At 63.2% G+C, this 22254-nt stretch carries 21 protein-coding genes; 15 read left to right on the forward strand and 6 right to left on the reverse strand.

The genetic code is table 11. The annotated features are described in order from the left end of the window. Window positions 1-101 precede the first annotated feature (101 nt). Together CLM73_RS23710 and CLM73_RS23715 are read left to right on the forward strand one after the other, a co-directional pair. Window positions 102-1331 carry an MFS transporter gene (locus CLM73_RS23710; RefSeq protein ID WP_105240510.1) on the forward strand — a complete coding sequence of 410 codons (1230 nt, stop codon included), beginning with the start codon at window positions 102-104 and terminating at the stop codon, window positions 1329-1331. An 81-nt stretch (window positions 1332-1412) separates the two neighbouring features. Further along, complete coding sequence (locus CLM73_RS23715; protein ID WP_105240511.1) at window positions 1413-2171, forward strand: sulfite exporter TauE/SafE family protein; 759 nt, start codon at window positions 1413-1415, stop codon at window positions 2169-2171. A 48-nt stretch (window positions 2172-2219) separates the two neighbouring features. Here CLM73_RS23715 and CLM73_RS23720 read toward each other — a convergent pair whose 3' ends face one another. Beyond that, window positions 2220-3110 (reverse strand): LysR family transcriptional regulator, encoded by an 891-nt coding sequence (locus CLM73_RS23720; RefSeq protein WP_158685921.1) that lies wholly within the window; start codon window positions 3108-3110, stop codon window positions 2220-2222. 149 nt (window positions 3111-3259) lie between these two features. Here CLM73_RS23720 and CLM73_RS23725 point away from each other — a divergent pair, with 149 nt between their 5' ends. Both CLM73_RS23725 and CLM73_RS23730 read left to right on the forward strand, forming a co-directional pair. Beyond that, the gene (locus tag CLM73_RS23725; protein ID WP_158685922.1) at window positions 3260-4264 is read left to right on the forward strand and encodes a tripartite tricarboxylate transporter substrate-binding protein; all 1005 of its coding nucleotides are present in this window, start codon (window positions 3260-3262) and stop codon (window positions 4262-4264) included. Window positions 4265-4310: 46 nt separating this feature from the next. After that, complete coding sequence (locus tag CLM73_RS23730) at window positions 4311-5258, forward strand: amidohydrolase family protein (RefSeq protein ID WP_105240514.1); 948 nt, start codon at window positions 4311-4313, stop codon at window positions 5256-5258. Between the two features lie 54 nt (window positions 5259-5312). On the opposite strand, the gene CLM73_RS23735 is transcribed toward CLM73_RS23730, so the two are convergent. The 3 genes from CLM73_RS23735 to CLM73_RS23745 form a co-directional block, all read right to left on the reverse strand. Then, window positions 5313-7649, reverse strand: coding sequence for a TonB-dependent siderophore receptor (locus tag CLM73_RS23735; RefSeq protein WP_105240515.1), 2337 nt, complete (start codon window positions 7647-7649; stop codon window positions 5313-5315). A 287-nt stretch (window positions 7650-7936) separates the two neighbouring features. Beyond that, on the reverse strand, window positions 7937-8950 hold the full coding sequence (locus tag CLM73_RS23740; RefSeq protein ID WP_105240516.1) for a FecR family protein: 1014 nt from the start codon (window positions 8948-8950) through the stop codon (window positions 7937-7939). Further along, window positions 8937-9443, reverse strand: a complete 507-nt coding sequence (locus tag CLM73_RS23745) for a sigma-70 family RNA polymerase sigma factor (RefSeq protein ID WP_105240517.1) — start codon at window positions 9441-9443, stop codon at window positions 8937-8939. Before CLM73_RS23745 ends, CLM73_RS23740 begins: the two co-directional genes overlap by 14 nt. A 116-nt stretch (window positions 9444-9559) precedes the next feature. Between CLM73_RS23745 and CLM73_RS23750 the strand changes: the two genes are divergently transcribed. Beyond that, a complete protein-coding gene (locus CLM73_RS23750; RefSeq protein ID WP_105240518.1) occupies window positions 9560-9994 on the forward strand; it encodes a DUF4279 domain-containing protein in 435 nt (144 codons plus the stop codon). Between the two features lie 91 nt (window positions 9995-10085). Then, window positions 10086-10808, forward strand: a complete 723-nt coding sequence (locus tag CLM73_RS23755) for an immunity 52 family protein (RefSeq protein WP_199778191.1) — start codon at window positions 10086-10088, stop codon at window positions 10806-10808. Between the two features lie 37 nt (window positions 10809-10845). Here CLM73_RS23755 and CLM73_RS23760 read toward each other — a convergent pair whose 3' ends face one another. After that, complete coding sequence (locus CLM73_RS23760) at window positions 10846-11862, reverse strand: hypothetical protein (protein WP_105240519.1); 1017 nt, start codon at window positions 11860-11862, stop codon at window positions 10846-10848. A 311-nt stretch (window positions 11863-12173) separates the two neighbouring features. On the opposite strand from CLM73_RS23760, the gene CLM73_RS23765 reads away from it, so the two are divergent. From CLM73_RS23765 to CLM73_RS23785, 5 genes are all read left to right on the forward strand, one after another. Continuing rightward, complete coding sequence (locus CLM73_RS23765; RefSeq protein ID WP_234015730.1) at window positions 12174-12947, forward strand: alpha/beta hydrolase; 774 nt, start codon at window positions 12174-12176, stop codon at window positions 12945-12947. Window positions 12948-12964: 17 nt separating this feature from the next. Continuing rightward, window positions 12965-13753 carry a class I SAM-dependent methyltransferase gene (locus CLM73_RS23770; RefSeq protein WP_105240521.1) on the forward strand — a complete coding sequence of 263 codons (789 nt, stop codon included), beginning with the start codon at window positions 12965-12967 and terminating at the stop codon, window positions 13751-13753. Window positions 13754-14051: 298 nt separating this feature from the next. Then, window positions 14052-14339 (forward strand): co-chaperone GroES, encoded by a 288-nt coding sequence (groES, locus tag CLM73_RS23775; protein WP_006221616.1) that lies wholly within the window; start codon window positions 14052-14054, stop codon window positions 14337-14339. A 39-nt stretch (window positions 14340-14378) separates the two neighbouring features. Then, window positions 14379-16019 carry a chaperonin GroEL gene (gene groL / locus CLM73_RS23780; RefSeq protein WP_105240522.1) on the forward strand — a complete coding sequence of 547 codons (1641 nt, stop codon included), beginning with the start codon at window positions 14379-14381 and terminating at the stop codon, window positions 16017-16019. A 242-nt stretch (window positions 16020-16261) separates the two neighbouring features. Next, window positions 16262-17275: a YihY/virulence factor BrkB family protein gene (locus CLM73_RS23785; protein ID WP_105240523.1), complete on the forward strand. Its 1014-nt coding sequence runs from the start codon at window positions 16262-16264 to the stop codon at window positions 17273-17275. Window positions 17276-17302: 27 nt separating this feature from the next. On the opposite strand, the gene CLM73_RS23790 is transcribed toward CLM73_RS23785, so the two are convergent. Further along, the gene (locus CLM73_RS23790; protein WP_105240524.1) at window positions 17303-17788 is read right to left on the reverse strand and encodes a MarR family winged helix-turn-helix transcriptional regulator; all 486 of its coding nucleotides are present in this window, start codon (window positions 17786-17788) and stop codon (window positions 17303-17305) included. A 166-nt stretch (window positions 17789-17954) separates the two neighbouring features. On the opposite strand from CLM73_RS23790, the gene CLM73_RS23795 reads away from it, so the two are divergent. The 4 genes from CLM73_RS23795 to CLM73_RS23810 all read left to right on the forward strand — a co-directional run bounded on the left by CLM73_RS23795 (window position 17955) and on the right by CLM73_RS23810 (window position 22254). After that, the gene (locus CLM73_RS23795) at window positions 17955-19412 is read left to right on the forward strand and encodes a 2-hydroxymuconic semialdehyde dehydrogenase (RefSeq protein ID WP_105240525.1); all 1458 of its coding nucleotides are present in this window, start codon (window positions 17955-17957) and stop codon (window positions 19410-19412) included. 73 nt (window positions 19413-19485) lie between these two features. Next, window positions 19486-19917, forward strand: coding sequence for a RidA family protein (locus CLM73_RS23800; RefSeq protein WP_056558779.1), 432 nt, complete (start codon window positions 19486-19488; stop codon window positions 19915-19917). Between the two features lie 104 nt (window positions 19918-20021). Then, a complete protein-coding gene (locus CLM73_RS23805; protein WP_234015731.1) occupies window positions 20022-21050 on the forward strand; it encodes a LysR substrate-binding domain-containing protein in 1029 nt (342 codons plus the stop codon). 640 nt (window positions 21051-21690) lie between these two features. Beyond that, complete coding sequence (locus CLM73_RS23810) at window positions 21691-22254, forward strand: 3-hydroxyanthranilate 3,4-dioxygenase (protein WP_105240526.1); 564 nt, start codon at window positions 21691-21693, stop codon at window positions 22252-22254.

The raw sequence follows: 22254 nt of genomic DNA on the forward strand, positions 1-22254 counted from the left end.
GTCGCCGATTCTATATAACTTGGCAATCTGTCGATAGATCACCTACGTAACTTTGCGTTGTAATGCCAACTCACCTGTCCCGTCCCACGCCGTTCACTGCAATGACACAAAGTAGCGCCTCCCCAGGGCATGATCGCCCCGCTGTTCTGCCCGAGGGCGTTCAACAAGGCAATATCTGGAGACTGACCACCGCCCAAGCCCTGGCGGGCGCGAATTCGGTGGTCGTTTATGCAACGGGCTCCATCGTCGGCAATATGCTTGCCCCGACGCCCATGCTCGCGACGCTGCCGATTTCCATCTTTGTTGTCGGCATGGCGACATGCACGCTACCCATGGGCGCCGTCGCCAGGCGCCATGGCAGGCGTGCGGCATTTCTGCTGGGCACCGGGGCTGGGGTGCTCACCGGCCTGCTGGCGATGCTTGCGGTCGTGATCGGAAGTTTCTGGCTATTCAGCCTGGCCACGTTCTTTGGCGGTGTCTATGCGGCAGTGGTCCTGTCCTTCCGCTTCGCCGCCGCGGACGGCGTGGAACCCAAGCGACGGGCGCGCGCGCTATCCCTGGTCATGGCGGGTGGCGTCGCCGCCGGGGTCGTCGGGCCGCAACTCGTCACCTGGACGATGAACCTATGGCCGCCGCACATGTTTGCCGCCACGTTTCTGGCGCAAGCAGCGGTCGCAGCGATTTCCGCATTCATTCTTATCGGCGTCAGATTGCCCGCCCCCACTGCCGCGGAGGTCGCGGGTGGGCGCCCGCTTTCCGAGATTGCGCTGCAACCGCGGTTCATTGCCGCAGTGATCGCCGGCGCTGTCTCATACATGCTCATGAACTTCCTCATGACGGCCGCGCCGCTGGCAATGCACATCTGCGGCCACTCGCAGGAGTCCGCCAACCTGGGACTGCAGTGGCATGTCATTGCCATGTACGCGCCAAGTTTCTTCACCGGCAGACTGATCTCCCGCTTCGGCGCGGGACGGGTCGCGACCATGGGCCTCGTATTGATTGGCGTGGCGGCCGCGGTGGGCCTGGGTGGTATCGACGTCATGCACTTCTGGTGGTCACTGATCCTGCTCGGCGTGGGATGGAACTTCGGGTTTCTGGGCGCATCCGCGCTGGTGCTGGAATGCCATCGGCCCGAGGAGAAAACACGCGTCCAGTCGCTGAACGACTTTATCGTCTTCGGCCTGATGGCAATCGGTTCCTTCTCATCCGGTGGCCTGCTGTCGGCGTTTGGTTGGAACACCGTGCTGTGGGTGTCATTCATTCCGCTGGCCCTGTCCGTCGCCGCCCTTGGCGTTGCCATGCGTAGAAAGGCCGTCGCACTGAGCCGATGAAACCGCGCATCCACATGCTATTTACGCTTGACCGGCGCGCGCCGACATGACGTCAATCCGTCGCCACGAGGAGCTTGAGCCATGCTGAACAGCATGCTGTTCCTCGTCTTCGTCGCGGTAGCCGTGTACGCGCAGAACCTGACGGGCTTCGCGCTCGCTCTGGTCCTGCTCGGCCTCACTGGCGCCGCCGGAATCTTGCCGCTGCCAGATGTCGTCAATGCCGTCTCGATCATTGCAGTGGTCAACGCTGCCGTGTTTCTTTACAGGCGGCGGGCATTGCGGCTGGACCGGAAATTGTGGCCGCTATTGATCGCCAGCACGCTAGGCACGATGCTGGGGATAGCGGCCCTGGCGTGGATCATGGGGAACGCGTATGAGCTGCTGCGTCTTCTACTCGGCTTGAGCATCATTTATTGCGCCTGGATGTTAGGGCAGAGCAACCGAACGCGGGCCGCCGAGTCTTCGCCAGGCGCTTTTCTTGCGATCGGATTCCTTTCCGGCCTGATGAACGGTCTATTCGCCGCAGGCGGGCCGCCGCTTGTATTCCTGTTGTACCGGCAGCCTTGGGATCTGGCTAGAACGCGGGAATCCCTGATGTTCCTCAACGGTGCCGCCGGACTGATTCGATTCGCCGTCATGATGCCGACGATCGGCTTTACCGAGCTGTCATTCGAACTGACGATCATGGCCGTGCCGATCGTGCTTTTGGTCACGATACTGACCGCGCGCAGGCCGCCTCCGTTCTCGCCAGTTGTGTTGCGGCTGATCGTGCGCACACTGCTTGCCGCAACCGGAATCATCATGAGCGTCTCGTCGATCTCGGTTCTTCAATCGACGTAGCGGCCAGGCGCAGCTGCAAGTCCAAGCTCAAAGCAGGCTGGCGCCCGCCTACTCGGCAGTGTGCGACAGCTCATGCACCAGTCCCGCCTCGAGCTGCCGCGCCACGCGCCCCAGCCCGCGGTTCAGGGGCCATACGATGGCCAGATCAAGACCGCCCTCCACATCCACGGGCACGACACTCAGCCCATGACGCCGCGCATACAAGCCGCTCATGCTGTCCAGGATGGCCACACCCAGACCGCGTTCCGCAAAGGCGCAGGCCGCCGAGTACTGATTCACCTCGATCACCGGCAGAAACGGCAAACGCTCCTGCTCGAACTGCCGCGCCGTCAGCGCCCCGACCTGCAAGTGACGGCTGAGCGAGATATACGGAGTATCCGCCAGGTCGGCCAATGCAAGACGGTGGCGATCCGCCAGCGCGTGGCCCGCCGGCATCACGGCCTGCAGGCTCAGCCGCGCCAGCGTGCGCTGGCCCACGTTCGGCAGCGCCGCCGAGCCGATCACGATGCCGATATCGATGCGCTGATCGGCCGCCAGCCCCGCCACGCCCAGCGTCATGTCCGTGCGCACGCTGACGCGCACACCGGGCTCGCGGGCCTGCAACCAGGCCATCGCACCGGGCAGGATGCTGGCGCCCACGGCCGCCACCGCCCCCACGTCCAGCCGCGCGTGCGCCCCGCCGCGCATGCTGGCCGCCACCCGTTCGGCGTTGTCCATCGCCGCAAGCGCATGAACGATCTCCGGCAGCAGCATGCGAGCCTCGGCGGTCAGCGCCAGCCGGCGTTTTTCGCGACTGAATAGCGCAAAACCCAGCTTGTCTTCCAACGACTTCAGCATCGCGCTCGCCGCCGGCTGCGACATCCCGGTGGCAGCCGCCGCCAATGTGACGGAGCCCGTGCGCCCCACCGCTTCGAACAGCGCCATCTCGCGTTTATTCATGGGAACCTCGCTGTTCATACAAATCAATGTATGAAATGACTCAATATATATATTTGACTATATCAATCTGCGTGCCGGACACTGGCTCCACATCACAACAGCCGGCGCGGCTTCGATGCGGCGCACGGCAATATCGCGAGGAGACACCGATGCAAACGAAACCTGGCGCACACCCACGCAGGCTGCTGACCAGACTGCTTGCACCGCTGCTCGGCAGCGCGTTGCTGGCGTTGGGCGCGCCCGCAATGTCCGACACCTCGGCCGGCGGCACGATCCGGATCGTCGTCGGCGCGCCGCCGGGTGGCGCGCCCGACACCGTGGCCCGCATCGTGGCGCAGCACATGCAGGTGGGCGGACGCGCCGTGATGGTCGAAAACAAGAACGGCGCCGCCTCCATGATCGCGGCCGCCTACGTGGCCCGCGCGCGGCCCGATGGCAACACCCTGCTGCTTGCGAGCCAGACGACCGTCGCGGTCGCGCCCACGCTGCAGAACGTGACGACGTTCGACCCCATGAAGGATTTCACCGGCGTGGCCCTGGTGGGCAGCGCGCCGCAAGTGCTGCTGGCCGGGCCGAAGCTGCGCGCCAACTCCGTGCAGGAGCTCATCGCACAGGCCAAGGCCGCGCCGGGCGAGATCGATTTCTGCTCCGGAGGCATCGGCACCTCACCCTACATGGCGGCTGTGCTGTTCGCCCAGACGGCGGGCATCGAGTTGCACAGCATCCCGTTTGCAGGCGAACAGGCCTGCATCACCGAAATGCTCGCGGGCCGCCTGCCGTTCATGTTCGCCAATGCATCGACCGCCCTGCCCTACATGAAGGACCAGCGCCTGCGCGCCCTGGCCGTGACGAGTAAAGCGCGCGTGGACTTCGCCCCGCAATTGCCGACCACGGCCGAAGCGGGCCTCAAGGATTACGAAGTCGCGACCTGGCTTGGCCTGCTTGCACCCGCCGCCACGCCGCCCGACGTGGTCAACGCGCTGAACGCTGAAGTGCGCCGCGTGCTGCGCCTGCCGGACGTGCGCGAGAAGCTGGAGGCGCAAGGGTACGCGCTGTCGGACGACAGCCCGGCGGCCTTCACCCGCTACTACCAGGCGGATCGCGACAAATGGGTGCGGCTGATCCAGACCGCCGGCATCAAGCAAAACCCCTGAACGCCGCCGCTTGCCCGCCCTTCTTCCTCATCTACCCGAGCATCCCATGAGCCGTACGCAGCCCGCCTCTTCTTCCGACGACCCGCGCACCGTGCTGGGCATCCGGCACAGCCCTGTCACCGGCACGATTCCGCCCGGCGCCTGCGATTGCCATGTGCACATCTTCGGTCCGTTCGACCGCTATCCGCTTGCCGAAAACCGCGTGTTCATGCCGGGGCTCGCCTCGACCGACGATCTGCTTGCGCTGCACGCGGCGCTTGGGGTTGACCGCGCGGTGGTCGTGCAGGCCAGCCCGCAAGGCACCGACAATCGTTGCATGACCGATGCCCTTGCCACCCTGAATGCGGCAGGCCACGCATCGCGCGGCGTCGCGGTCCTGTCGCCCGATATCACGCGCGACGGCCTGCGTGCGCTGCATGCTGCGGGCGTGAGAGGCGCTCGCGTCAACTTGCAGTCGTTCGGCCAGCACGATCCGACCGTCGCGCGCGATGCGCTGGCGCGCACCGCCGAACAGGTTGCCGACCTGGGCTGGCACGTGCAGATCTACACCACGCTGCCGGTGGTCACCGCGCTCGCCCCCGCGCTGCGCGACTGCCCCGTGCCCGTCGTGATCGATCATTTCGCACTGGCGAGCGCCGTGGCCGGCACGGGCCAGCCCGGCTTCGACGCGCTGCTGGAAATGGTGGCGACGGGCAACGTGTACGTAAAGCTCTCTGCCCCGTACCGCCTCACGGTCTGGCAGGACGGCCGCCCGCCCATCGAGGCGCGCCAGATCGCACGCGCCCTGATCGATACGCGCCTTGATCGCATGCTGTGGGGCACCGACTGGCCGCATTCGGGCGCCTGGCCCGGCGTGGCACGCACGCGCGATCGCAGCGAACCGCTGCATCCCATCGACGATGGCGAGCAGCTGTCGGCCTTCTGCGCGTGGGTGAGCGAGACGGAGAAGCAGGCGATCCTGGTCGACAACGCCGCGCGGCTTTACGACTTCTGAGGACGGCGCCAGGCAACGCTGCCGCTGCGAATCCTGGGTTTAACTGGCAGGCGATCAGAACTGATAGCGCATGTTGACGCTGACGCTGCGCGGCGCGCCCCACGTGTATTGCACCCGGCCGAAATCACGCATGCCCGACATGTAAACCTTGTCGAACAGGTTGTTGACGTTGGCGCCAATCATCAGATTCCGATTGACCTGATACCGGGCCATCAGGTCCACCAGCCAAAACGACGGCTGCTCCAGCTTGCCCGCCACGGCCTTGCTCTGCCAACGCGCGGCGGCGCCGACCGTCAGGTTCTGCAGTGCGCCGGGAAGCCGGTAGCTGCTGGCCAGCTTGAACTGGTACTTGGGCACGGTGTCCGACGTATTGAGGCTGCTGCTGTTCATCACGTAACTGCCCTGCACCTGCCAGCCAGCCGCAAGCTCCCCCGACATCTCCAACTCATACCCGCGCCGCGTCACGCCATCCACGGATCGATAGATGGTTTCACCGGTCGGGCGCACCTCGCCGGTTTCCTCGGCCGTGTTGTCCGTCTTCATCCAGAAGCGCGCGATGCTGACGTTCAGACGGTTGTCGAAGAACTCGCCTTTTGCACCGACCTCATACGTGATGCCCTGTTCGGGGTCGATGGTGTTGCCCTGGGCATCGCGGGCATTCTGGGCATTGAAGATGCTTGCGTAGCTGCCGTACACCGATACGTTCTTGCTGACGTCGACAACCAGACCGCCATACGGCGTGATGACGCCGTGCTCTTTCAGATCGTTGTTGCTATAGGCGTAGGGCGTCTCGTCGAATTGGTCGTAGTCGGTGATGCGAACCCCGCCGATCAGCTTGACCGGATCCGCCACACTGAACAGGCCCGCGGCATACAGCGAGCGCCGCTTGGAACTGAAGTAGCTGTGGTTGTTCATGGGTATGGCGTCCAGATCGGGCCTGACGATCGCCGCGCCCCCTTCCGAATAATCCAGCCCAAGATTGGTCCGGCGCAGGCTGCCGGCGTAAGAGTCCGTCGTGGTGCGGTAGGCATCCGCGCCGAACCGCAACTCATGCGTCCGGCCAAACAGGTTGATCGGCCCCTGCAGCTCGAACGACACGCTGCGGTTGCGGTTGACGTAATCGCGCGTCCATCCGAAATCGACCGCCTCAGGGATGGCGGTGAACCAGATGCCGGTTTCTCCATACGGATTCTCGGTCTTGTCCAGGCTTGCCTTCAGCGTCGCGGCCCAGCCGTTGGCAAACTCGTGCCGCAAGCTGCCGAACAGCGTGTTGGACTCCTGTTCGTAGCCCGACCACGGCGCACCCACGTTGAACGATCGATGCTTCATCCCCAGGTATTCGCCCGATGCGGCGTACGCCTGAATCATGGCCGTGGTGCCCGCACCGTAGAACTCGCGGCGGCGATGCGTGAATCCCACGTTCAGCAACGTATTGGATGTGATGTCCACGTCGACCGTGCCGAACAGCGTCTGGCTGTTGTTTTCGACGTTGTCGATAAAGCTTTTGCCATCGGTGGCGGCAGCGATCAAACGCCCGCGCACAGAGCCGCTTTCGTTGATCGGACTGCTCAAGTCAACATCGGCGCGGTAGTTGTCCCAACTGGCCGCCGCCACGCCCACGCTGGCCTGAAAATCATGCGTGGGACGCTTGCGGATCATGTTGACCGTACCGCCGTAGCTGCCGTCGCCGCTCATCAGGCCGGATGAGCCCTTGAGCACCTCGATGCGATCGATCTCGATCATGTCGTTCATCGAAAACTGCGTCTGCGAATTGACAAACCACCCGCTCGCCTTTTGCCGCATGCCGTCGACCTGCATGTTCACCGATGAACCGCGAACCGTGAAATTGAAGGCATCGCCCTGACGGTCAACTGCCACCCCGGGCGTTTGTTGCAGCACATCGGACAAGTTGTACAGATTGAAATCGTCCATGCGCTGGCGCGTCATCACCGTGACGGACTGCGGCGTTTCGCGCAACGACAGGTCAAACCCGGTTGCGGTACGGCTGGGGCCGGCCGCCGTGTACGAGCCCGTGCCTTCCGTCGTGGAATTGAACGTTCCGGTCACTTCCACCGGGGCCAACGTCGTCATGCCGCCGGCGCGGCGCAGATTGATCGTGTTGCCCGAGCGCGAATACTCGATGCCCGTTCCCTCGATCAAGCGGCGCAGCGCCTCCTCGGGCGTCATCGTCCCGGAAATCGCGGGCGCCGAAATGCCGCGCACCAGGTCAGACGTGTAGATGAACTGCAGCGACGTCTGCTGCCCCAGTTGCAGCAGCGCGTCACTCAGCGAGTGCTGCTGGATGCTGATCGGGATGGCAGTGTCCTGCGCGCGCACTGTCGCCGGGGCGGCCGTCAACGCCAACGCGATGCCGATGGCCAACGTGGTCAACGTGGCTGAGACCGTGCGGGATGCGTGGCGCCCTTTCCCCCGCTTGGGGGTAGAGAGAGAAATCCGGTGATTCACAAGCTTTTCCTGGGTAGCAAAATCAAGCGCGCGCGACGCCTCGTCCCTTTGGCCAAAGGATCATGGCGGGGCAGCCGGCCCATGCCGGTGATTGCCCCTACATTGAGTACGACGGACAGCCCCAGAAAAACCCTGAACGGATTTCGGGATTAATTTGTAACGGGATCGATTCTCGTTTTCAGAAAGCGCGTGGATCGGCGCTGCAGGCGCGGTCAACGGAGCAGGGAAAGATCCGCGCCGCCATCCTCTCGTCTGCGCACGACGATCGGCAGGTTGTTCTGCAGCGCCTGCAAAAAGCCATCCGCATCCTGGATGTTGAACACGCCTGCCATCCGCAGGCGCTTGAGCTTGCTATCGGTCAGGTGGATCGGCTGCGACAGGTAGCGATTCATCTCGCGCACCATGTCCTCCAGCGGTTGATCCTGAAACACCACCTTGCCCTGGCGCCAGGCCGTCAGCGCCGGCACATCGCCCGGCCCGACGAGCAGGTCCTGCCCCGGCTGCGCCTGCGCCGTCATGCCGGCCGCCAGCATGGCCGTGTCGCGATTCCACCACCGCCCCGAACTGACTTCCACTGAGCCCGACTGCACGGCCACCAGCACGCGGTCTTCGTCGCGACGCACGTTGAAGACCGTACCCGTGACCCTGACCGACACGGCGCCAGCGTCCACCAGGAAAGGCCGATCCCGGTCGGGCGTGACGGTGAACATGGCCTCGCCGCGCACCATTTCTACGGTGCGGCGCGTGGCGTAATAGCGCACGACAAGCTCGGTGGACACATTCATCTGAATGCTTGAGCCGTCCGGCTGCACTTCGCTGCGCTGTTCGCCTTTCGCCGTGGTGTAGCGACTGGTGTGCACGGGAGATTCCAGCGCGTGGCGGTTCATCAACACGCCGCCCACCACCGCAACGGTGCAGACAGCGCCCGCCGCCGCCAGCCAGCGTCGACGCGTGTGCCGACCACCACCCGATCCCCGCGCCGGCGCCTCTAGCAATTCCCGCAAATCAGCGTCCGGCAACAACGTCGTCGCCTGCCAGATCTCGTCCAGCGCCCGATATTCGCGCTCGTTGTCGGCATGCGCCTGACGCCATTGCTTCAAACGCTCGTGTTCGGCGACGGTGAAATTCCCGGAATGCACGCGCGCGAACCAGTACGCGGCCGCGTCGCGGGCATCGGTTGGAAGGTGTGAGTTATCGGAAGTCATGGCGTGCTTAGTGCGGTGCATGATTTTGCATCCGATCCCGAAGGTGCCGCACGGCCCGGATCATGTATTTTTCAACCATGTTGACCGAGATCCCCAGCTTTTGCGCAATTTCTTCCTGCGTGAATCCCTCAAGCCTGTGCCACAGAAAGACCTGACGGCACTTGAGCGGCAATTCGGCAAGGCCCGCCTTTAACGACACCAGCAATTGCGTCGTGCGCGCCGCGGCATCCGGATCGGTCAACAACGGATGGTCACCTTCGTCCAGTTCATGCAATGGCACCAGGTCCAGCACCTTCGATTGCCGATGCGAGTCGATCAGCCGGTTCTGCACGCTGCGATGCAGATAAGCCCGCGGATTGACCAATGCCCCGGAGTCGGTTTCCAGCACGCGAAGGATTGCGTCATGCGTGGCATCCTCGGCGTCGTGCGAATTACCGACACGCCGCGTCCACGCGCCGACCAGCTCGCGATAGTGGGCAAGCCAGCTGTTCTTTGACTTTGGGGGGCAGGACATGCGGGGCTTCGAAGGCAGGCAAACGCACGAAAGGCGGAATATTAGCAATAATTCTCATTTGAGTCGCTTTAACATCCACCCTGCCCGCAAACGCGAATCCCCTGAACCTTCCCGACATGCAACTCTATTCCTTCTCGCTTTCCCTTCGAATCTGGCATCCCACCATCGATCCCGATTTCATCACCAGGACGCTCGGGCTGGAGCCCAAGAGTTCGTCCATGGTAGGCACGCCGCGGCAAACGCCGAATGGGCGTCCCCTGGGAGGGGTCTATGCGGAAAGCTACTGGTGGTCCGACCCGTTCGATCGAGGCGGATACTTGTCCGCAGACCAGATCGCCGAAGACATCCTTACCGGCTTGCTGGAAGTCCTTCGTCCACATAAGAAATTCTTGCTGTTGATCCAGGCGCAAGGCGGACGCTCGCATCTGGAAATAAACAGCTTCAGCAAACGGAACTACTCGCTCGTGCTGCCGCCCGATCTGCTGATCGAAATTGCCGAGTTGGGCCTCTGCTTTGTCCATGACGTGTACCCTTACGAGCAGAACTGGTAGCGGCCGGAGCGCATTTTTTTCACCTCGGCGGTCGTTCGCGGGCGCCTGGCAAAACTGGGCGTTCTATCGGAAACCAGACCGTAAGGCAGATATGAATATCTCCGCAATGTTCCGCGATGAGACGCTCGCGTCACGAGATTTTGATGAAATTCTGAAGCGTGAATTCAAAATCGCTTCAGCACTCGCGATGCATAGTCCCTCCATGGCTGCAGCCAATTGGCGGCTCAAGGGAGACAGCGTAGAGGAAGCGAACCTCTACAAGGTATTTGAATCAGACGGCAAAGCAACGCCCGCTGCGCTGGCCGCTCTGAACGAGGAGTTCCGCGGAGACAAGGGCACGTTCTCGTTCGTCGCAATCTGGAATGGTTGGATGGTTAAAGGGGAAGGAGGGTCAATGGTCTGCCATGTCGGACCGAAAGTTCTTCCTGACAGAATCGACCTGCGGATCGGTGACCCCGCGTGCTTCAGCAGACCAAAAGATCTGGTGGACACGCTCCAAGTCGTCATCGAAGAATTTCACCCGCTATTTATTGAGGTGTTCCCGGAAGGTTATTTCCCGCTGCGAGTTTTCACGGACAAGCCCGGCGTGGGCTGGATGCTCTACCTGCCCCAAATGATCACCGCGCAACAGGTTCCGGAAGCTCAGGCGCTGATTCCCTTTCCTGCCGCCGGAAAGGAGCAGACCGGCACGGTCATCGTCAGCGTGGCAGACGAAGTGTTTTCGATTGACAACCCCAGCCATGTCGAATTGGCAAACCGCATTGAAATGCGCCTGGTGGATCAAGACTTGTTGCCACGCTACGCCGACCTGTGATTCTTCACGCCGTCGGACGGATGGCCGCGCGGTTCGCTCATAGCGTCATGACGGACTGGTTTTCAATCTGGAAAAACAAGGCGCGCGGCCCCAGAAAGCCCGCGTCGTCCAGATACTCGAACGCGACGCTTTGGCCCGGCGCGGCCGCCTGCCCGAAGTGCTCGACCCGGTACATCACCCCCCCGATGCGGTAGTTGTGAACCAGCGTGGATACGTTCGAGTTCGACGTGCGCACGCGATAGGTCACGATTTCCTCGACCTGGCCGCGCACGCCGTGCTTGTACCGGGCGCGCTTCAGCCTCGGGCTGCGCATGCCCAGGACGAGCCCCATGAGCACAAAGAATGCGGACAGCAGGATCAAGGGACCCAGGAACAGGCTGCCGGCCAGCGGCAACAGCGCAAGCGCGTAGAAAAGCTTGCGCGCGCCCAATTCCTCCTTGCGCACGGCCTGGCGATCGGCATCGCTGACTTCCTCGACCGAATTCCAGGCCTGCGGGCTCATCGGGTACTCGGCTCGCAGCAATACCGGCGGGGTGCCGGGCTGCAGCGTCAGCAGATGCAGGCGCACCGGCAAATGCGTCAGCGCAGCGACCGCCATGGGCCGCGAGCCATCGCGCGTATCCCTTGAGATCTCGTTCCAGAACGGCAAGGCCACGTCCACGCGCTGCTCGCCGAAGGTGTAGCAGACGCCAGGCGTCTCCGACGGGCCAAAGCCGGTCAGGTGACCGGCAACGATCTGCTTGGGTAGCCGCCCCTTCAACGCCTGATTGAAGCGCCGCCAAGCGCGTGGCAGCCGCATCAATCTGCGTCCTAGAAACGCCGCAAAAGCCGCCATCGCCACCGCACACACAAGAACCACCGCGCCGTCGGCGCCGCGGCGCAGGCTGCCGTCGTAGATGAACAGAACGACGAACACGATCACGCTGCTCGCCAGTAAAAGAAACATCAGACCCGCGAACACAGCCGTCAGCGCTCTGCCGCTGCGGCCACGGCGCAGCAGCAGGATGTCTTCGTCGGACAGGGGGTTTTCCGTGACTTGCAAGGTCGTACTCATGCTCGCATCGCCGTCTTCATCGTCGTGCGGCGATGATACCTACAAGGAGCAGATTCGGTAGGATGTGCCACCCTGCTGTTGCGACCTAGCGCTCCACATTTTGTCGGCCCGAATCATTTCCGCGTGCCAAGGGCGGCGCTCATCTACGAAGAATCCACATGCATCGACGTCTTCGACACGCTATATTTGCCGCGCTAGTGACCAGCCTCGGCGCCTTTATCGCTCCCTCGCACGCCCAGCCCCCATCAACGCCAAAGGTACAGTCTGGCGGCGGGCACCCGTACGAGATCGCGGACAGCGAGGTATGGGACGTGCCCGATCCCATTTCCAAACGCGGCTACCAGGTCTTCGTCGCGTTGCCGCCCTCTTACTCCAAGCAGCCAGAGCGGCGCTACCCCGTGCTGTATGTGACGGACGCCGACTACGCCTTCCCGATCATCCGGCAGCTAGGGCGCCGCCTGAATGTTGAAGGCCCCCAGATCGACGAGTTCATTCTCGTCGGCCTGTCTTATGGAAAGGGCGAAGAAGGCGGCGTCAGCCGCCAGCGTGATTACACGCCGACACCGAACGGCCCAAGTACGGCATTGCCTGGTTCGATACATGGGCAGGGGCGCGCCTATCAGCAATATCTGCGCGATCAGGTAAAGCCGTTCATCACCGCCCGGTATCGTGCTGATCCTGCCAGTTCAATATTTCTGGGGCATTCCTACGGCGCGCTGCTTGGGATGCAGATACTTTTCACCGATCCCGGCTTGTTCAACAGCTATATCCTCGGCAGTCCTTCCATCTGGTACGACAAGCGACATGCCTTGAAGCTCGAGGCAAACTACGCCAAACAAAATCAGGACCTGAAAGCGACTGTCTACCTTTATGTCGGCGCCTATGAGGCCTTGCGCAAAGGTGATCGGCGCTACAACCAGTCGGTGGACATGGTTGCCGACAACCGGGCATTGGAAGCGGCGTTGCTGAGCAGAAAGTACCCAGGATTGAAACTGAAGTCGGCAGTCTTGAACGACGAGGATCATCTCACCGTCGCACCACGAGGCTTCACGCAGGGGTTGAAGTACCTGCTGCCGGTGCGCTGAACAGCTTAAAGGACTACATGACTGAAGCTATCGACGTATTCACCCACAATCAGGCCGCTTGGAACCTTCAAGCCGCGCAAGGCTGCGCATGGTCCAAGCCGGTGAGTTCGGAAGAAATCAGGGCCGCTCGTGCAGGCACCTGGAGCGCCCGACTCACGCCCGGACCGCTGCCCTCCGGCTGGATGGATGATGTCCGTGGCCTGCGCATACTCTGTCTGGCAGCCGGTGGAGGCCAGCAGGCCCCCATACTGGCGGCGGCGGGAGCAGACGTCACTGTCTTCGATTTTTCAGAGGGGCAGTTGGAGCAAGACCGAAAAGTAGCTGCGCGAGACGGCCTTGACCTGCGCTGTGTTCAGGGAGACATGCGAGACCTCTCCATCTTCGCAGATGCCAGCTTTGACTTGGTCTTCCACCCGATTTCCAATCTGTACGTCCCCGACGTGCGTCCTGTCTGGCGAGAGTGCGCCCGAGTGCTGGTATCGCAAGGACAACTGTTATCCAGTTTCTGGAATCCTGTGGTCTTCGTAGCTGATCGCGACCAAACGCTAAGCGCCCAAGGCCTGGTTCGTCCCAACCGAAGACTTCCCTATTCCGACATCGCGCATTTAACCGCGTCAGACTTGGCGGCCAAACGCGAGCGTGGTGAGGCATTGGTGTTCGGGCATACGCTCGCAGACCAGATTGGCGGGCAACTTGACGCCGGTTTCGTGCTGACGGGTTTTCACGAAGACTGGCAACCTCAACCACGTTTCGTGGTGGAGAACGTCATGCCAACCTTTATAGCGACCAGAGCTGCAAAGCGTTGACTCGAACGCTGCGCAGCCAATGCCCACTTCGGGCCGGAAGCAATCGGCTGCGTCGGACCTGCGCATCAACAGCGAATTTGGGGACAGGCCAGTCCGACAGGCGCCCCGCACGGTCATGCTGGCGGCGACCTGCCTTGCGCGCATCCGGCTGCACATTCGTGCCCCCCAATATGTAACAGCGCCCCGCCCCCCCTTGAACCTCAGAACATCATCCCTATAATTAGCACTCGACTCCGGTGAGTGCTAACGCCTCCCGGGCAACCGACCACCTCTTTCATTTAGTTAACAGGAGTTCCTCATGGCCTTGCGTCCCCTGGGCGATCGCGTGATCGTCAAACGCCTCGAAAACGAGCGCAAGACTGCCTCGGGTATCGTCATCCCCGACAGCGCCGCTGAAAAGCCCGACCAGGGTGAAGTCGTGGCCGTCGGCCCCGGCAAGAAGACCGAAGACGGCAAGATCCTGCCGGTCGACCTGAAGGCTGGTGACAAGGTTCTGTTCGGCAAGTACGCCGGCCAGTCCGTGAAGGTTGATGGCGAAGAACTGCTCGTCATCCGCGAGGACGAAATCCTCGCCGTGGTTCAGTAAATCTCCCGCCTCAAACGAATTTTCGAAGGAAGCTAACAAATGGCTGCCAAGCAAGTATTGTTCGGTGATGACGCTCGCGTGCGCATCGTCCGTGGCGTGAACGTTCTCGCCAACGCTGTTAAGACCACCCTGGGCCCCAAGGGTCGCAACGTCGTGCTGGAGCGCTCGTTCGGCGCCCCGACCGTGACCAAGGACGGCGTGTCCGTCGCCAAGGAAATCGAGCTGAAGGACAAGTTCGAGAACATCGGCGCCCAACTCGTCAAGGACGTCGCGTCCAAGACCTCCGACAACGCCGGTGACGGCACCACGACCGCCACCGTGCTGGCCCAGGCCATCGTTCAGGAAGGCCTGAAGTACGTTGCCGCCGGTTTCAACCCGATCGACCTGAAGCGCGGCATCGACAAGGCTGTCGCCGCCGCCGTCGCCGAACTGAAGAAGCAATCCAAGCCGGTCACGACCAGCAAGGAAATCGCTCAAGTCGGTTCCATCTCGGCCAACAGCGACACCTCCATCGGCCAGATCATCGCTGACGCGATGGACAAGGTCGGCAAGGAAGGCGTCATCACCGTCGAAGACGGCAAGTCGCTGGAAAACGAGCTGGACGTCGTCGAAGGCATGCAATTCGACCGCGGCTACCTGTCGCCCTACTTCATCAACAACCCGGACAAGCAAGTTGCCGTCCTGGACGACCCGTTCGTCCTGATCTTCGACAAGAAGATCAGCAACATCCGCGACCTGCTGCCCGTGCTGGAACAAGTTGCCAAGTCGAGCCGTCCCCTGCTGATCATCGCGGAAGACGTCGAAGGCGAAGCGCTGGCCACCCTGGTTGTGAACAACATCCGTGGCATCCTGAAGACCACCGCCGTCAAGGCGCCTGGCTTCGGCGACCGCCGCAAGGCCATGCTGGAAGACATCGCCATCCTGACGGGCGGCACGGTGATCTCCGAAGAAACCGGCATGTCGCTGGAAAAGGCCGGTCTGGCTGAACTGGGCCAAGCCAAGCGCATCGAAGTGGGCAAGGAAAACACCACGATCATCGACGGCGCTGGCGACAGCAAGTCCATCGAAGCCCGCGTCAAGCAAGTGCGCGTGCAGATCGAAGAAGCCACGTCCGACTACGACCGTGAAAAGCTGCAAGAACGCGTGGCCAAGCTGGCCGGCGGCGTTGCCGTGATTCGCGTGGGCGCTGCCACCGAAGTCGAAATGAAGGAAAAGAAGGCTCGCGTCGAAGACGCCCTGCACGCCACCCGCGCTGCAGTGGAAGAAGGCGTTGTGGCTGGTGGCGGCGTTGCGCTGCTGCGCGCCAAGCAAGCCATCACTGACCTGAAGGGCGACACGCCTGACCAGAACGCCGGCATCAAGCTGATCCTGCGTGCTGTGGAAGAGCCCCTGCGCACCATCGTCACGAACGCCGGCGAAGAAGCCAGCGTCGTGGTCAGCAACGTGCTGAACGGCAAGGGCAACTACGGCTACAACGCCGCGACCGGCGAGTACACCGACCTGGTCGAGCAAGGCGTGCTGGATCCCACCAAGGTGACCCGCACCGCCCTGCAAAACGCTGCCTCCGTCGCCAGCCTGCTGCTGACGGCCGAAGCCGCCGTTGTTGAACTGGCTGAAGACAAGCCCGCTGCTCCGGCCATGCCCGGCGGCATGGGCGGCATGGGCGGCATGGACTTCTAAGTCCCGCTGTTCTTGCAAGGCCTCCCCGGCTTCGGCCGGGGAATGCAGTATCCGAAAAACCCCCGGACCTTCGCCCCGGGGGTTTTTCTTTTTGAGGCCCGGAAACGGTGCCCGAAACTTTGCGTGTTGTTTCAGTAGCGGCAAATTTCCCGGCGTTTGAAAACTTTTGCCAACAATCTGGCCGTATCTGGGGCTTGTACGCGTCCCTACAATGAAGGCTCGCCATACCGAGACATTGCCCCATGCGACTGCCCAGAACCGTCCTGCAGATACTGCGACCCTCTCAGATCGGCGGTTTGCTGATGGACTCAGCCAAGCAATGGTCCAGCCACCGCGCCTCCAGCAAAGGCGCCGCGCTGGCGTTGTACATGGTGTTTTCGTTGGCCCCGATGCTGCTGCTGGTGATCGCGGTGGCGGGCGCGTTCTTTGGCGAAGAAGCGGTGCGTTCCGAGCTGTTTGCGCAGTTGCGCGACCTGATCGGCGAGCGCGGTGCCGAAGTCATCCAGACGGTGCTTGCCAGCGCGCACGAATCCGGCAGCGGCTGGATTGCGGCCATGGTGTCGATTGGCGTGTTGATCTTCAGCGCCACCACCGCCTTTGCGGAATTGCAGGCCAGTCTGGATGAATTGTGGGAAGTGCGGGCCAATCAGAAGAGCGGCATAAAGGGCCTGGTGCGCAGCCGTCTGCTGTCGTTCGGGCTGGTGCTGGTGCTGGCGCTCTTCCTGCTCGTGTCGTTGACCGTGAACGCGGGCTTGGCGGCTGCCCGGGGCATCTATGGCTCGCTCTGGGCCAACTCGACCTTCTCGATTGTGGCGGAGTGGGCGTCCAACCTGTTTTCGTTTTCGGTGGTGGCAGCGCTGTTTGCCGTGATCTTCAAGCTGCTGCCCAGCGCCAGGATCTCGTGGCCGGACGTCATCCCGGGCGCCGTCGTGACGGCCGCCCTGTTCCTGCTGGGCAAGTGGGGTATAGGGCTATATCTGAGCCGGGGCGCCGCAGTATCCGCCTACGGCGCGGCGGGTTCGCTCATCGCACTGTTGCTGTGGATCTGGTATTCCGCGCAGATCTTCTTCTTTGGCGCCGTTTTTACGCGTCAGTTTGCGTTGCGGTTTGGGAAGGTGGAACGGCCGCGGGCGACGGCGGCGCAAACGCCGCCGCAGACGCATCCACAAGCGCCTGCGCAGACATATCCACAAGCCCCTTCGCAACCGCCTTCTCAAACGCCCCCGCCAGCGCAAGTACCCAAAAGCGAGAGCTGACCCGCTTCGATACCGGCGGCTTCAGCCTCAAGGCGTGGGCGCGGTTTCCAAGCCCGCCATCAGGCGCAGGCACTGCAGAAACACCGGCCGCAGCTCCTCCGGGATCGGCGCCAGCACCTGCGCTTCCACCTCGGCGTCCCGCGGCAGGATGCGGGCGAGCAGCGCCGCACCTTCCGGCGTGATCTCCAGCGCATAGGCGCGTCCATCTTCCGCCGAGCGCGTGCGGCGCACGTACCCCTTCTTCGTCATACGCGCGATCATTTCCGCAAAGGAATTGCGATCCAGCGCGATCAGCTCGGCGATGCGATTCTGCGTCGCGCCGGGATTCTGATAGACCGTGACCAGCAACGCCTTCTGGCGCGGCGTCAGATCCTCGTCTGGAAATGCCTGCGTGAATAGCGCCTCGGCACGGAAATGCGCGCGGCGCAGCAGGTGGGACGCCACGTGCGTCAGATCGAATTCCTTCAGGGTCCGGGCGGAAGCCGGGCGGGCGGATCGGGAAGCGGCGGTCATCTGGCGTCCATGGAATGTGCCTGGCAAATTTGCCTGGCGATTGTAGGCGCAGCCGTTCTCGCAAATGCGCATTGACTTGGAGTCGCCCACTGCCTAATATCCGCCAATATAGTACGTATACGTATTTATCTGAACCGCCCTATCTGACTTCACGGGAACGACGCCGATGCCGATACGCCAACTGCGCAACTACCTGGACGGCCGCTTCGAAGACGGCGCGTCCACCTTCGACAAACACAGTCCGGTGGACGGGCAACTGATCGCGCAGGTGCATGAAGCCAGCCGCGATCAGGTCGACCGCGCGGTCGTCGCCGCGCGGCGCGCCCTGCCCGCCTGGGCGGCGCTGCCCGTGGCGGCGCGCACCGATTACCTGCTGGCGCTGGCGGACGGCATCGAACGCCGGTTCGACGACTTTCTGCAGGCCGAGATCGGCGACACCGGCAAACCCATCGGCTGGGCCGGCAAGATCGATATCCCGCGCGGGGCGGCCAATTTCCGCACCTTCGCGGAGCTGGCGCGCACGCTGGACATGGAAAGCTACATGACCGACACGCCCGACGGCCGCCAGGCGCTGAACTACGCCTACCGCAAGCCGCTCGGCGTGGTCGGCGTGATTTCGCCCTGGAACTTGCCGCTCTTGCTGCTGACCTGGAAAGTCGCGCCCGCGCTGGCCTTCGGCAACACCGTCATCATGAAGCCGTCTGAAGTCACGCCGTCCACCGCCACCCTACTGGCGGAAGTCGCGCACGACGCCGGCCTGCCGCCCGGCGTCCTGAACCTGACGCATGGATTCGGCCCGAATTCGGCCGGCGAATTCATGACCACGCATCCTGACATCGACGGCATCACCTTCACCGGCGAATCCTCCACCGGCGCCGCCATCATGCGCGCCGTCGCGCCCGGTGTGAAACCCGTGTCCTTCGAGCTCGGCGGCAAGAATGCCGCGCTGGTGTTCGCCGACGCCGACTTCGACGCGGCCGTCGACGGCATCACGCGCTCCGTCTTCGCCAACTGCGGCCAAGTCTGCCTGTGCACCGAGCGCGTCTACGTCGAGCGCCCCATCTACGACCGCTTCGTCGCCGCGCTGGCCGAACGCGCGCGCGCCATGCGCATCGGCTGGCCGCTGGACCCCGACACCGAAATGGGACCGCTCGTCTCGCGCGAGCACCGCGAGAAAGTGCTGTCCTACTTCGCCCTCGCCCGCGAGGAAGGCGCCACCGTCGTCACCGGCGGCAGCGTACCTGTCTTTGGCGACGCACGCGACCAAGGCGCGTATGTGCAGCCCACCATCTGGACCGGCCTGTCCGAAAATGCCCGCTGCATCAAGGAAGAAGTGTTCGGGCCCGTCTGCCACATCGCCCCCTTCGACACCGAGGACGAAGCTATCCGCCTGGCCAACGACACCCACTATGGCCTCGCCGCCGCCGTCTGGACCCAGAACCTCACGCGCGGCCACCGCGTCGCGCAGGCGATGCAGGTCGGCCTTGCATGGGTCAACTGCTGGTTCCTGCGCGACTTGCGCACGCCGTTCGGCGGCAGCGGCCTGTCCGGCATCGGCCGCGAAGGCGGACGCCACTCGCTGCACTTCTACACCGAACCCACCAACGTCTGCATCAAGCTCTGACAGCGCTACGACGCCGCGCCGACGTCCCGTAACGTCAGCACCAAACTCCGATACCGATACAAAGGACCACACGATGAACCAGCCCACCGCCAGCGCCACCGTCGTCCCCGGCAAAGCCACGCCCCGAGGCAAGTATCCCCACATCAAACGCGCCGGCGACTTCCTGTACGTCTCCGGCACCAGCTCCCGCCTGCCCGACAACCGCATTGCCGGCGCCGAGGTCGACGCCATGGGCACCACCACGCTCGACATCCGAGAGCAAACCCGCGCCGTCATCGAGAACATCCGCGACATCCTCGCCACCGCCGGCGCCACGCTTGCCGACGTCGTCGAGATCAGCACTTTCCTGGTCAACATGAACGACTTCGGTGGATACAATCAGGTCTACGGCGAGTTCTTCGACGCCGACGGTCCGGCGCGCACCACGGTTGCGGTGCACCAGCTGCCGCACCCGCATTTGCTGATCGAAATAAAGGCCGTCGCCTACAAGCCCGCCGCCCGCTAGCAGATCCCAGGCGATCCGGGCAACGCACCATGGGCGGCGGCATGTCGGACTCACCCAGGGAACAGGACCATCGTCCGCGGCCACGCGCCGGGGCGGCCGCACGGATGTCGAACTTCCGCATAACGCCCAACGCGCTGAGCCACAAGCTCAAGCTGCACCAGCTCCAGATCTTCGAACGCGTCCTGGCGCGCCGCTCACTATCGCGCGCCGCCAGCGAGCTGCACCTGACGCAACCCACCGTCACCAAGGCCATCCACGACCTCGAAGCCTTCTTCGGCTCAACACTGTTCGAACGCTCCAACCGCGGCGTCACGCCCACCGAACTCGCCCTCGTGCTGGGCCGCCGCGTGCACGCCATGATGGCCGAAGTGCGCTACATGGCCGACGACATCGACGCTGTTCTTGGCGGCGCCAGCGGCCACGTCGTCGTCGGCACCTTGATTGCCGCCTCCGCCAAGCTCCTGCCCGAAGCCATCGCCCGCCTCATGACCGACCACCCCGGCATCCAGGTCACCGTCCGCGAAGGCCCCTCCGCACAATTGCTGCCCGCGCTCGCCACCGGCGACGTGGATATCGTCGTAGGCCGCCTGCCCGGCGCAGACATGGCGTCAATCTCAGGCGTCGCTGTCGATCATCACAAGCTCTACCACGAAGACCTGTGCCTCGTCGTCGGCGCCCGCCATCCAATGGCTGGTGCAACCGACGTCGCGCTCGCGGACCTGATGGACCACATCTGGATCCTGCCCGCCCCCACGTCGCCGCTGCGCGCGTCGATAGAACGCACGTTCTTCGATGCCGGTTTGCGTCTGCCGGCCCGGCATGTGGAATCGCTGTCCTTGCTGACCAACATCGGCGTGCTGATGCATAGCGACGCGCTGGCACTCATCCCTTACGACGCCGCCGCGCAGTTTCTTTCGATGGGCATCCTGGCCCGACTGCCTACGAATGTGTTTGGCGCGTTTGGGGATGTCGGGTATTCGATCAGAGCTGATCGGCCGTTGACCCCAGCATGTCAGCGGTTGGTGGATTATTTGAAGCAGATTACGGCGCAGCGGCTAGCGCCCGCGGAAGATCCGTCAACCGGCGTCTATGACCAGAGCCGCGCGACGGCTGGTGGCGACCGAGCCTCGTAGGCCGGTGTCAGACACCGGGGAGGCGTAGGCTTAGTGCGGTAGGTCAATGCTGGGGTGTCAGACACCTACGTATGCGAGACACCTACGCATCCGCGACACCTACGTATCCAACACCGACGCACTCCTATTCGCAGCCACACGCGAAGCGTCATCACCACGACGCAAGACGCCGCGTAAGCCCCACCAGGCCGCCCGCGCGGCCGCCGTGGGGCGGGCACCGCAAGCCGCTCCAAACACGCGCCGACGCGGACAAAAACCTCAAGAACCCAACCCGCCCCACCGGCCGCCAAGCTGAATTCATCGCAGCCGGGTGCGGCGTCGGCCTGGGGTGCGCGGGGCGTGTAGATGCGCCCGAGGGAATCGGAAGGCAGTCGCCGAAGGCGACAACGACGATGACGAAGGGGCAGTCCGGAGCGAAGGCTCCGGACCGCAATCGTAGCCCCGCGCGCCCCAGGCCGACGACGCGCCCGGCGCCTTAAGAACCCGCACCCGGCATCTCAAAAACCCGCACACGCCAAAAGAAAACAAGGGAAACCCCGCGATAGATAACCCGCATATCCACCCCCACAATTTCTATTGTGCAGCCCCCCGCTCCCCCGCCTAGACTCTCCCTCATCAAGCGACACCCACGGAGTTCCTCATGCCTGCCTACGGCCCGCCGTTGAATTTCCAGCGCTGGATCCAAGACCACGCTCATCTGCTCAAGCCCCCCGTCGGCAACCAGCAAATCTGGCAGGACAGCGACTTCATCGTCACCGTCGTCGGCGGTCCCAATCACCGCACCGACTACCACGACGACCCGCTGGAAGAATTCTTCTATCAAGTCCGCGGCAACGCCTGGCTATCCCTGTGGATTGACGGCAAACCCGAACGCGTCGACCTGAAGGAAGGCGACATCTTCCTATTGCCCCCGCACGTCCGCCACTCCCCCCAACGCCCCGAAACCGACAGCGCCTGTCTCGTCATCGAACGCCAGCGCCCTGAAGGCCTGCTCGACGGATTCGAGTGGTACTGCCCACATTGCCGCCACCTCGTGCATCGCGTCGAAGTCCAGCTCAAAAGCATCGTCACCGACCTGCCGCCCCTCTTCCAGGCCTTCTACGAAAGCCAGAAAAAACGCACCTGCCCCGGCTGTGGCGAAATCCATCCCGGCAAGGGCCAAGCCCCGTCCGCGCAGCCCACACCCGCCCAGGCATCAACTTAA

It is taken from the genome of Achromobacter spanius, assembly GCF_002966795.1.
Lineage (GTDB): Bacteria > Pseudomonadota > Gammaproteobacteria > Burkholderiales > Burkholderiaceae_B > Achromobacter > Achromobacter spanius_D.

Coding starts and splice junctions, on each gene's coding strand:
- CLM73_RS23710 (WP_105240510.1), top strand. CDS start 102: ATGACACAAAGTAGCGCCTCCCCAGGGCATGATCGCCCCGCTGTTCTG.
- CLM73_RS23715 (WP_105240511.1), top strand. CDS start 1,413: ATGCTGAACAGCATGCTGTTCCTCGTCTTCGTCGCGGTAGCCGTGTAC.
- CLM73_RS23720 (WP_158685921.1), bottom strand. CDS start 3,110: ATGAATAAACGCGAGATGGCGCTGTTCGAAGCGGTGGGGCGCACGGGC.
- CLM73_RS23725 (WP_158685922.1), top strand. CDS start 3,260: ATGCAAACGAAACCTGGCGCACACCCACGCAGGCTGCTGACCAGACTG.
- CLM73_RS23730 (WP_105240514.1), top strand. CDS start 4,311: ATGAGCCGTACGCAGCCCGCCTCTTCTTCCGACGACCCGCGCACCGTG.
- CLM73_RS23740 (WP_105240516.1), bottom strand. CDS start 8,950: ATGCACCGCACTAAGCACGCCATGACTTCCGATAACTCACACCTTCCA.
- CLM73_RS23745 (WP_105240517.1), bottom strand. CDS start 9,443: ATGTCCTGCCCCCCAAAGTCAAAGAACAGCTGGCTTGCCCACTATCGC.
- CLM73_RS23750 (WP_105240518.1), top strand. CDS start 9,560: ATGCAACTCTATTCCTTCTCGCTTTCCCTTCGAATCTGGCATCCCACC.
- CLM73_RS23755 (WP_199778191.1), top strand. CDS start 10,086: ATGAATATCTCCGCAATGTTCCGCGATGAGACGCTCGCGTCACGAGAT.
- CLM73_RS23760 (WP_105240519.1), bottom strand. CDS start 11,862: ATGAGTACGACCTTGCAAGTCACGGAAAACCCCCTGTCCGACGAAGAC.
- CLM73_RS23770 (WP_105240521.1), top strand. CDS start 12,965: ATGACTGAAGCTATCGACGTATTCACCCACAATCAGGCCGCTTGGAAC.
- groES (WP_006221616.1), top strand. CDS start 14,052: ATGGCCTTGCGTCCCCTGGGCGATCGCGTGATCGTCAAACGCCTCGAA.
- groL (WP_105240522.1), top strand. CDS start 14,379: ATGGCTGCCAAGCAAGTATTGTTCGGTGATGACGCTCGCGTGCGCATC.
- CLM73_RS23785 (WP_105240523.1), top strand. CDS start 16,262: ATGCGACTGCCCAGAACCGTCCTGCAGATACTGCGACCCTCTCAGATC.
- CLM73_RS23790 (WP_105240524.1), bottom strand. CDS start 17,788: ATGACCGCCGCTTCCCGATCCGCCCGCCCGGCTTCCGCCCGGACCCTG.
- CLM73_RS23795 (WP_105240525.1), top strand. CDS start 17,955: ATGCCGATACGCCAACTGCGCAACTACCTGGACGGCCGCTTCGAAGAC.
- CLM73_RS23800 (WP_056558779.1), top strand. CDS start 19,486: ATGAACCAGCCCACCGCCAGCGCCACCGTCGTCCCCGGCAAAGCCACG.
- CLM73_RS23805 (WP_234015731.1), top strand. CDS start 20,022: ATGTCGAACTTCCGCATAACGCCCAACGCGCTGAGCCACAAGCTCAAG.
- CLM73_RS23810 (WP_105240526.1), top strand. CDS start 21,691: ATGCCTGCCTACGGCCCGCCGTTGAATTTCCAGCGCTGGATCCAAGAC.